The organism is uncultured Methanobrevibacter sp. (genome assembly GCF_902769175.1).
Lineage (GTDB): Archaea > Methanobacteriota > Methanobacteria > Methanobacteriales > Methanobacteriaceae > Methanobrevibacter.
The window spans coordinates 1-9,726 of sequence record NZ_CACXNW010000050.1 but is presented as its reverse complement, the minus strand read 5'-3'; the positions used below and the strand labels follow the sequence as shown (position 1 = coordinate 9,726).

The following is a 9,726-nucleotide window of genomic DNA, read 5'->3' as shown; positions in this document are numbered from 1 at the left end:
TTTCTATAATAATAGATTGTACTTCATTGTATATAAATTTAAAGGAAAATAAGTTAAGAAAAATGTGGGTGAGGGTCATAATCGTTACACACTCTCAAATTCTTTAATCAAATAATAATTTATTATTATAATTTATAAATCTTTATAAAAATATTAAAAAAATCAACCCAAAATAAGCTAAAAAAATAATAAAACTCTATAAAATAATCAAAAAAATCAACCCAAAATAAGCTAAAAAAATAATAAAACTTTATAAAATAATTAAATAATCATAAAATCCATCTAAAAAAATATAAAAATTAATAAAATATATTTAATCTAAAATTCAAAAATAAAATTGTATGTCTAAAAATAGCTTTAATTATTTTTAGAACTTATAAAAAACAATATTAAAATTATAAGAATTATTCTTAAATTAATTTATCTACAATAAGGAGAGTTTAAATGGCAATACATCCAATTGAATTTAGATATGGAACTCCAGAAATGAAAAGAATCTGGGAACAAGAAAACAAGCAACAAAGAATGTTAGATATTGAATCTGCATTGGCTCAAGCTGAAGGTGAACATGGAATCATTCCAAAGGAATTTGCAGATGAAATCAAAGCAAAAGCAAACACCAAATTTGTTACAGTAGAACGTGTAAGCGAAATTGAAGCTGAAACCAAACACGATATCGCTTCCCTTTCAAAAGGATTAAGTGAAGTATGTGAAGGTGAAGCTGGAGAATATGTTCATTTTGGAGCTACATCAAATGATATTGTAGACAGTTCCAACTCATTATTGATTAAGGACTCAATTGAAGTCTTAGAGGAAAAAATCGAAAGATTAACCAAAATCATCCTTAATTTAGCTGAAGAAAACAAGACTAAAGTCTGTATTGGACGTACTCACGGCCAACATGCACTTCCAACCACTTATGGTATGAAATTTGCAATTTGGGCAGATGAACTTCACAGGCAATACGACAGATTGCAACATGCAAAAGACAATGTTTGTCTTGGTATGATGGATGGTGCTGTAGGAACTACCGCTGCACTTGGAACCCAAGGTTGGGAAGTTCATAAGAAAGTATCTGAAATTTTAGGACTTAAGCCTGCTCCAATCACTAACCAAGTATTGCAAAGGGACAACCATGTAGAATTCATAGCAACCCTTGCTAACATAGCAACAACCTTAAGCAAAATAGCTCTTGAAGTAAGAAACTTACAAAGAACTGAAATTCAAGAGTTAGGAGAATTTTTTGACCCTGAAAAACAAGTTGGAAGCAGTACAATGCCACATAAGATGAACCCAATTACTGCAGAACGTATTTGTGGTGTTGCAAGAATCGTTAAATCCTACGTAAATGCAGCTATGGAAAACAACCCACTCTGGCACGAAAGAGACTTAACCAACTCTTCCTGTGAAAGAATCATGTTCCCTGAAGCCTGTATCCTTTGTGACTACATCTTAAATCTTACAATCAAGCTTATGAACAATCTCATCTTCTATGATGAAAACATTGAAAGAAACTTGAATTTCACCAATGGATTAATCATGGCAGAAAGATTGATGGCAGAACTTACCAGAGCAGGAATGGGTAAACAAACCTCTTATGGAGTAGCAAGGAAAAACGCAATTAAAGCAAACAAAGAGAAACTATTATTAGCAGACCTTATCCTTGAAGACCCTGATGCAAGTCAATTCTTAACAAAAGAAGATGTTGAAAGAATCATGGATCCTCATACCTACATCGGTTCTGCAGAAATCATTGTTGATGAGATTATAGAATCATCTAAAAGTTGGTTTTAAATAATCAACTTTCTTTTTTTCTTTTTTTATTAAATAAATACTTTTTAAATACTCCTTTTTCTTTTTATAGCCCCTTATTAAAAAACACTATTAAAAATACCTCTTTTTCTTTTTATAGCCCCTTATTAAAAAACACTATTAAAAATACCTCTTTTTCTCTTTATACCTTTTTTAAATATTTTTTAATATAATTATTAAATTAACTTATTTTAATAGACTTATCCTGCTTTTTCTAATTTTTACTCATCTACTTTAAATCTTAAAAACTTTTTTAAATAAAGATTTTGCTTTATGCGATTTATATACCCTCTAAAACACAAGTTAATATGATGATGAAAAACAAAATCATCTAAAAGTCAAAGAGCTATGTAATGCCAAGTCAGGTCTAAGGCAGCGGACTTAGAATCCGTGGAGTTAGTCTCGTCATGGGTTCAAATCCCATCATAGCTATCAAACAGAATTCAAAAGATCCCCATAATTCTTTGGATCGTTTTCTGATAATTTAGATAAAGTGAAAACTGAATATGTTTCCAATATCTTGGATAAAGTGAAAACTTTATTCGAGTTATATATAAGACAAAACAGAATTTAAATTGTAGAAAAAAAAACAAATCAAATAGCCATGTAGCTAAGCGGTAAAGCGACGGACTCAAAATCCGTTGAGTTAGTCTCATCATGGGTTCGAATCCCATCTCGGCTATTATAAAGATAATACAACTTATAAGACAAAACGACGTGATAAAATGAATACTTACATTAAAAATTTTATTAAACCCAAATCTTCAGATAAGGATTATGGCTATGCCTATTTCCAAGGAAATATTAAATGCAACTATAAGCCCTTTGATGGTGAAGATGTGGTAAACAGGTTTGTGTTGGGAACTTGAAAATCAAAAAAACATAAAGCCCCCAAACACAACACCAACCTACCAACCATTCACCACACACATCAGTTTATTTGGGAAATACAATTCCAGAATATAGCCAATCAATGCATTTTTACAATTAGGTTAAGGAATTTTAAGCTTGAATAAAAACAATTCTCTCAACCATATCACAAATTGTTAATCCAAGTCAATTCCCCCTTAATTAATCATAACACACACCCAAGCTTAATTAACCTTAACTTAATTTTACTAACTATCATTATAAAATGTTTGAGGCATTAGCTAAGCGGGAAAGCGACGAGCTGAAGATTCGTTTATCGCTGGTTCAAATCCAGCATGTCTCATTTAAAATAGTTGTAAACTATATTTAAACAGATGGAATATATTCTCATCATCAAATTTTACATTTTTTTCCTCCGTTAATTACCAAACAATCCTAATATCAAATGCCATAATTTACCTCCAAGAGAATATATTCCTTTAAACTCTGTGTAGCAAAATGGTTATGCGACGGTCTGTAGAGCCGTTTATGGGGGTTCGAATCCCTTCACAGAGACTTTTTGGGACGGTAGTGCAGTGGTCTAGCATAGGTGCTTTGGAAGCATCAGACTCAAGTTCGAATCTTGGCTGTCCCATTTATTAATTCATTGGTTCTGTAGTTCAACAGGTAGAACACCCGGCTGTTAATCGGAAAATAGGAGTTCGAATCTTCTTAGAACCGTTTAAAGATAAATTTCTTAGAATTCCTAAGAGTTAATATTTATATTCTTAGAATCACTCAAATAAATATTTACATCCTTAGAATCATTCAAATAGATATTTACATTCTTAGAATCGCTCAAATAAATATTTGCATCTTAAAATAACTCAAAGAATTAATCTTTACAAAATATGCGATATTTGTCACATTGTGTGGGTTGGAGTGTAATAACTTCAACCCATTGTAAATTGAAAGATGGGCCTGTGGCCTAGCCAGATAAGGCGTCCGGCTTTTAACCGAAAGATCAGGGGTTCAAATCCCCTTGGGCTCACTTTATACAAGTGGATGATTGACATTCCACAAAACTTTCAATCAGATAAGCAGTTTCAAAACTGTATTGGTGAAAATCATTTGGTGTGATAGCCAAGCCAGGTATGGCGAAGGTCTGCTAATCCTTTGTGGTTAAACACACATGGGTTCAAATCCCATTCACACCATTAAAAATCTTATGGAAAATGAAATGTGATTTTTATGATTCACATATAAAAATTCGATTCAAATTGGCTTGTAGCTAAGTCTGGCAAGGCGCTTGTCTGATACACAAGTGATTGGAGGTTCGAATCCTCCCAGGCCAACTCTTAAAAAATCTGTAAATGCTTTAGTACTGTAATAGGCAACACCCGCCACTTCCAATGGCGTCATCTAGGTTCAAATCCCAGCTAAAGCACTCAATTTAATTTAATTTTTATTTCTGGCCGTGTGGTCTAATGGTAAGACCCCTCACTTGCAATGAGGAGACTCTGGGTTCAAATCCCAGCACTCCCACTTATCAAAATAATTCTTTAAGGCCCAAGATAAGTTATTGAATTAAAGACGTCTAGCTATTATTTTGATAAAGATTAAGGGATAATATGCTTGTAATAGCTCTCCATATTATCCATTAATAAATGAGGATATAGTTTAATGGCTAAAATGCTTGGCTCCAGACCAAGTGCTGAGAGTTCAAATCTTTCTATCCTCACTTATACTCATTCATTTGCCATGATGGCCGAGTCAGGCTGAAGGCATTCGCCTTGAGAGCGGAAGTACGTAAGTACCAGAGGTTCAAATCCTCTTCATGGCGTTTTTATTTTAAAAAAGATATGATTTCAATTAAATTTTAAAAGAAAAATTAGAATATTTAAAATCTTAAAAAAAGAAATGAATTCAATTAAAATTTTAAAAAAAAATTAGATTAATCTAAATCTTAAAAAAAGAAATAATTTCAATTAGAATTTTAAAAAAAAAATAGATTAATTTAAATCTTAAAAAAAGAGTTTAAAAAAAACTCCTTTAAATTTTTAACTTATTTTTTACATTTATTTTTACTTTTTAATCAATTTGTTACAGCATTTGCTTCCAGTCTATTGTAGGACTGCTATGAATTGCCTTTTTCAAGAAGTGATTTTGAAAATGAAATCAAAAAAAAAACGAATTTGAAAATCACATTATGCCACTATTTCTACACATTATACAAAAATTTAGTCCAAAATTTAAATAATATATCATTAAATATATAATTAAATAATAACAATGAAAAAAATGTTAAACTTAAGCTCCAGAATTTGGGCTTCATAAATAAATCAGGGTAAAGATTATGAGAGACATTGATGAACTTAAGAAAGCACCATGATTATCAGCAAAAAGCTATTTGATACTGTTTATTTCAAATGTGCTGGGAGTGATTTTAATCAGCTCTGGATTGAATCTCACACTAAGCAATTTAGGCCATGTTGTGCTACTCATATTTGCTGTTGCAACTTTCAATTTAGCGGTATGGCCATTTCTAACAAAGTTACTAATGCCAATTTTTGTTTGGACCTTTGGAATAGCTGCCCTTAGTTTAAATGGGGGAATATATGTATTTTTCGGACATTTTTTAGGGATAGAATTTCCTGGATGGGGAGTGATAATATTACCATTGACCATAGCGTTTATTTCAATGATTCTATCAGTCCTATTTGCAAGTGAAGAAAACAATCCTCATTACAGTGCAATGTTAAGAGAAGCTCAAAGGAAAAGAAAAGGCGACCCTAAGAATTATCCTGGCGTGATAATCGTGGAAATCGATGGTCTTGCATATGATGTTTTGTGTGAAGCTGTTGAGAAGGGAGATATGCCTACTGTCAAGTCAATGCTTGATAACAAAACCCATACCCTTAAAAAATGGGAAACCGACTTGTCTTCACAGACTGGAGCCAGCCAGGCAGGAATTCTCCATGGAAACAATGAAGATATTACTGCTTTCAGATGGGTTGAAAAGGAAAATGACAATCAGATAATGCAATGCTCAGGAATTTCAAAGGTTAAAATACTTGAAGAAAGAATATCTGATGGAAATGGTTTGCTTGTTGATGATGGAGCGAGCAGATCCAATCTGTTTTCAGGTGATACCGATGATGTGATCTTCACTTTCAGTAAAATAACAGATTTGAAAAAACTATATAACGGTGCATGTCTCATCTTCTTCAATTTGTTCACGAATTTTCAAATAAGATTTGAAAAAACTATATAACGGTGCATGGTTTACCATTTTTTCACAACCTAACTATTTTGCATGTATAGTCATACAGCTTTTAGGTGATATGTTTCATGAAATAATTTCCCAATTGAAACACAAGATATTGAATATCAGACCAAGAATTTCAAGAGGAATCCCATATATTCCAACAAGAGCAGGAACCAATGTATACATGAGGGAAATCAACACCGAGGCACTGATTGGAGACATGATGGTAGGGGATGTTGATGTTGCATATTCCACATATTTAGGATATGATGAGATTGCCCACCATTCAGGAGTCAGAGATGAAGATGTATGGGCTGCCCTTAAAGGAATGGACAGACAGATAAAACATTTGATTGAAGGAAAGAAATATTCTCCAAGAGAATATCATCTCGTTATACAGTCAGACCATGGCCAGACCAATGGTGCAACATTCAAACAAAGATATGGACAATCATTTGAAGATTTCATCAAATCACTGCTTCCTCAAGACATGAACATGTATGCTGAAATGTCTTCAAACGAAGACCGTTTTGCTGGAGCATACAATCCATTTTCAGGTAAAATCAAATACTTTAAAAACAAAAGAAATGCATATAAAGAACAAAAGCTAGCAGAATCTGAAATCGTTGTTCTTGCATCTGGAAATCTTGCAATAATTTATATGACCAAATGGAGCCATAGGCTAAGCTATGAAGAAATCAACGAAATGTTTCCAGATATGATTAATGAAATCATCAAAAACGAATACATAGGATTCATATTAGTCAGGTCATCTGAAAATGGAGACAGGGCAATAGGCAAAAATGGAATATACTATCTGGATAAGGATGAAATAGAAGGTGAAAACCCTCTTGAAGGTTTCGGAGACCACATAGTTCAACATTTAAAGAGAAACAGTTCCTTCAAATACACTCCAGACCTTTTAGTCAACAGCTTTTATGATGCTGAAAAGGATGAGGTCTGTGCATTTGAAGAATTGGTTGGAAGCCACGGAGGAGCCGGAGGAAGCCAAACAGAACCATTTATCTTATATCCTTCCCAGTGGAATGTACCTGATGAGGAAATCATAGGTGCAGAAAACATCTATCGTATACTTAAAACAAATTTAAAGAACATGAAAGAAAGTGGAAAGTGATTCAAAAATTGATTAAAAAAAAGGAAACCGTTTAATATGTTTAGAAAAATGAGAAGGGCAAAACAAGCCTTAAGTGAAGAAGAGTGCATAGATATTTTAACTAATGAGCCTCGTGGAGTATTGGCTGTTTTAGGTGATGAAGATTATCCTTATGCAGTGCCTTTAAGTCATGATTATATAGATGGAAAGATATATTTTCATGGAACCATTAAGGAAAGCCATAAAAGGGATGCAATAGAAAAGCACGATAAGGTTTCCTTTTGCGTAATTGACAAAGGAGTGAAATCAGACAGTTGGTGGTACACCTTTAAAAGCGTGATTGTCTTTGGAAGAATGAAAACAATCAAGGATAAGGAAACAAAAATAGAAAAGTTGACTCATATGGGAAACAAGTTCTTCCCAACTGAAGAGGAAACAAAATCAGAAATAGACAGGCTTTTGGATGTTACCGAATTGTATGAGATTACAATAGAGCATATGAGCGGTAAGATAGTGGAAGAGAAATAAACAAGTTCATGAAATTCCTTCATGAGCCTAACATCTTTTTTTTAAATTCTATTTCTTAATATCTTCAATTCGCCGTTACTTATATTTCATTAAATAATTCTTTTTAAATTCCATTTCTATTAACCATATCTTCAATTCTCTTTTATTTATATTTAATTAAAATAATTCTTTTTAAATTCTATTTCTTATTAGCAATATCCTTTATTACTTCACCTGCAATCATTAATCCTGCAACTGGAGGCATGAATGAAACGCTTCCCTTGACTTTATACTTATTATTATTCTGGTTTACTTCACAATCATTTGTGTTTATAGGATGTTCCTTAGAATACAAGACCTTTAATTTCTTTATATTTCTCTTTTTTAAATCCTTTTTCATTATTCTTGCAAGGGGACAGTATGAGGTCTTATAAATATCATCTATTTCGAATTTTGTAGGATCAAGCTTGTTTCCAGTTCCCATACAGGACATAACTGGAACATCGATTTCCTTGGATTTGCATATGATTGCAATCTTGGCAATTATCGTATCCACACAGTCAACAACATAGGACAAATCATCTCTAATGATATCTGATGTTGAATCTGCCAGATAGAATTCATTATGAATTTCAACATTTGCATCAGGATTGATGTCTAAAATCCTCTCTTTCATAACATCAACCTTGTTTCTGCCTATTGTCTTTGTTGTGGCGATTATCTGCCTATTGATATTGGACTCATCAACCTTGTCAAAATCCACAAGCACAAAATTCCCTATGCCGCTTCTTGCAAGTCCTTCGCAAACAAAAGAGCCAACACCACCAAGGCCAAAAACAGCTACCTTAGCATTTCTTAATTTTTCCATTCCCTCCTTTCCAATCAACATTTCTGTTCTCAAAAACTTCTCATCCATATCCGCTCACCAAATAATTATTTATCATATAATAATTAGGATTAAAACAATAAAAAGTTAATGTAAAAAGAATATATTAAAGTGTAAGAATAAATATTATGCTCACAAATGTAAAAAGAAAATAATTAAAGTGTAAGAATAAAAATTATGCTCACAATTGTAAAAAGAATATTTAACATGAGAATAAAAATTATTTGCTCATCAGTGAGGAATCCTATGATTATAGATACACATTGCCACATCTACAATAGCGAAATGGAAAATGCAGAGGAAATAATAAAAGAAGCAGCAGACAATGACATAATCCTAATATTAAATGGAACTGATTCCGAAAGCAATGAAGAAGTGTTAAAGCTTTCAGAAAAGCATGAAAATGTCTATGCTGCCTTAGGATACTATTACACCCTTGCAGATGGGATAAACGATGAAGACATTTCCCTATTAGACAATCAGCTAAATAATAAGAAAGTAGTGGCAGTAGGGGAAATAGGTCTTGACTACTACAATGGAAAAGAAAATAGAAATAGCCAAATCCAACTGTTTGAAAAAATGCTAAATTTAGCTGAAAAGCATGAGCTTCCAGTAATAGTCCACTCAAGAAAGGCAATTCAAGACACATATGACACCATAAAAAAACATGATGTTGTAGGATCATTTCATTCCTATCAAGGTTCTGCTGAAATGGCACAGCAATTCATCAAATTAGGTTTCTATATTGGAATAGGGGGAACAGTCACACACATCAGAAACAAGAAAATCAGGAACACTCTAAAGAAAATAGATATGAATCATATTCTTGTAGAAACAGATTCACCATATTTAAGCCCTGAAGGAAAAAGGGACCAACCAAATACTCCTTTAAACCTAAAAATCATAACTGGAAAAATAGCTGAAGAATTGAATATGGAAGAATATGAAATCATAAGAATACTGGAAGAAAACACAAAAAAATTATTTAAAATATAGAAAAATACAAAATATTTTAAAATAAGAAATATTGAAAAAAATCATTTAAACCATAAAAAACACAAAAAATAGTTTAATAATAAGAAATAATGAAAAAAATCATTTAAACCATAAAAAACACAAAAAATAGTTTAATAATTAGAAATAGAGAGGGTGTCACAAATTTAAAAAAAAATCAAATTCATGATCCCAATTTTTTTTTTAATTTTTTCCAAAATCCCAAAAAAAAAAATCTTTTACTTTTTTTCTTATGAATTGGATCTTTTGTTCATTTTCATTGAATATTCTTTTAAA

At 32.0% G+C, this 9,726-nt stretch carries 8 protein-coding genes and 9 tRNA genes; 15 read left to right on the top strand and 2 right to left on the bottom strand.

Features of this window, described 5'->3' with window-relative positions; all coding sequences use genetic code 11:
* Positions 1–444: 444 nt before the first annotated feature.
* The 11 genes from purB to QZV12_RS13135 all read left to right on the top strand — a co-directional run bounded on the left by purB (position 445) and on the right by QZV12_RS13135 (position 4,504).
* A complete protein-coding gene (gene purB / locus QZV12_RS13185) occupies positions 445–1,794 on the top strand; it encodes an adenylosuccinate lyase (RefSeq protein WP_295622576.1) in 1,350 nt (449 codons plus the stop codon).
* A gap of 362 nt (positions 1,795–2,156) precedes the next feature.
* Positions 2,157–2,244 (top strand) — tRNA-Leu (locus QZV12_RS13180).
* A 168-nt stretch (positions 2,245–2,412) separates the two neighbouring features.
* Positions 2,413–2,494 (top strand) — tRNA-Leu (locus QZV12_RS13175).
* 43 nt (positions 2,495–2,537) lie between these two features.
* Positions 2,538–2,681: a hypothetical protein gene (locus tag QZV12_RS13170; protein WP_295622574.1), complete on the top strand. Its 144-nt coding sequence runs from the start codon at positions 2,538–2,540 to the stop codon at positions 2,679–2,681.
* A gap of 272 nt (positions 2,682–2,953) precedes the next feature.
* A tRNA-Phe gene (locus QZV12_RS13165) sits at positions 2,954–3,025 on the top strand.
* Between the two features lie 218 nt (positions 3,026–3,243).
* A tRNA-Pro gene (locus tag QZV12_RS13160) sits at positions 3,244–3,316 on the top strand.
* A gap of 14 nt (positions 3,317–3,330) precedes the next feature.
* Positions 3,331–3,402 (top strand) — tRNA-Asn (locus tag QZV12_RS13155).
* Positions 3,403–3,638: 236 nt separating this feature from the next.
* A tRNA-Lys gene (locus QZV12_RS13150) sits at positions 3,639–3,712 on the top strand.
* A gap of 82 nt (positions 3,713–3,794) precedes the next feature.
* Positions 3,795–3,878, top strand: a tRNA-Ser gene (locus tag QZV12_RS13145).
* Positions 3,879–3,942: 64 nt separating this feature from the next.
* Positions 3,943–4,016, top strand: a tRNA-Ile gene (locus QZV12_RS13140).
* 403 nt (positions 4,017–4,419) lie between these two features.
* A tRNA-Ser gene (locus QZV12_RS13135) sits at positions 4,420–4,504 on the top strand.
* A 563-nt stretch (positions 4,505–5,067) separates the two neighbouring features.
* On the opposite strand, the gene QZV12_RS13130 is transcribed toward QZV12_RS13135, so the two are convergent.
* Complete coding sequence (locus tag QZV12_RS13130; RefSeq protein WP_295622572.1) at positions 5,068–5,349, bottom strand: hypothetical protein; 282 nt, start codon at positions 5,347–5,349, stop codon at positions 5,068–5,070.
* A 13-nt stretch (positions 5,350–5,362) separates the two neighbouring features.
* Between QZV12_RS13130 and QZV12_RS13125 the strand changes: the two genes are divergently transcribed.
* From QZV12_RS13125 to QZV12_RS13115, 3 genes are all read left to right on the top strand, one after another.
* On the top strand, positions 5,363–5,935 hold the full coding sequence (locus QZV12_RS13125; RefSeq protein ID WP_295622570.1) for a hypothetical protein: 573 nt from the start codon (positions 5,363–5,365) through the stop codon (positions 5,933–5,935).
* A 70-nt stretch (positions 5,936–6,005) separates the two neighbouring features.
* A complete protein-coding gene (locus QZV12_RS13120; RefSeq protein ID WP_295622568.1) occupies positions 6,006–7,064 on the top strand; it encodes an alkaline phosphatase family protein in 1,059 nt (352 codons plus the stop codon).
* 36 nt (positions 7,065–7,100) lie between these two features.
* Positions 7,101–7,571 carry a pyridoxamine 5'-phosphate oxidase family protein gene (locus tag QZV12_RS13115; protein ID WP_295622566.1) on the top strand — a complete coding sequence of 157 codons (471 nt, stop codon included), beginning with the start codon at positions 7,101–7,103 and terminating at the stop codon, positions 7,569–7,571.
* A gap of 178 nt (positions 7,572–7,749) precedes the next feature.
* On the opposite strand, the gene QZV12_RS13110 is transcribed toward QZV12_RS13115, so the two are convergent.
* Positions 7,750–8,466: a tRNA threonylcarbamoyladenosine dehydratase gene (locus QZV12_RS13110; RefSeq protein ID WP_295622564.1), complete on the bottom strand. Its 717-nt coding sequence runs from the start codon at positions 8,464–8,466 to the stop codon at positions 7,750–7,752.
* A gap of 216 nt (positions 8,467–8,682) precedes the next feature.
* Here QZV12_RS13110 and QZV12_RS13105 point away from each other — a divergent pair, with 216 nt between their 5' ends.
* Entirely contained in the window at positions 8,683–9,432 is a 750-nt protein-coding gene (locus tag QZV12_RS13105) for a TatD family hydrolase (RefSeq protein ID WP_295622562.1), read from the top strand.
* Positions 9,433–9,726 lie beyond the last annotated feature (294 nt).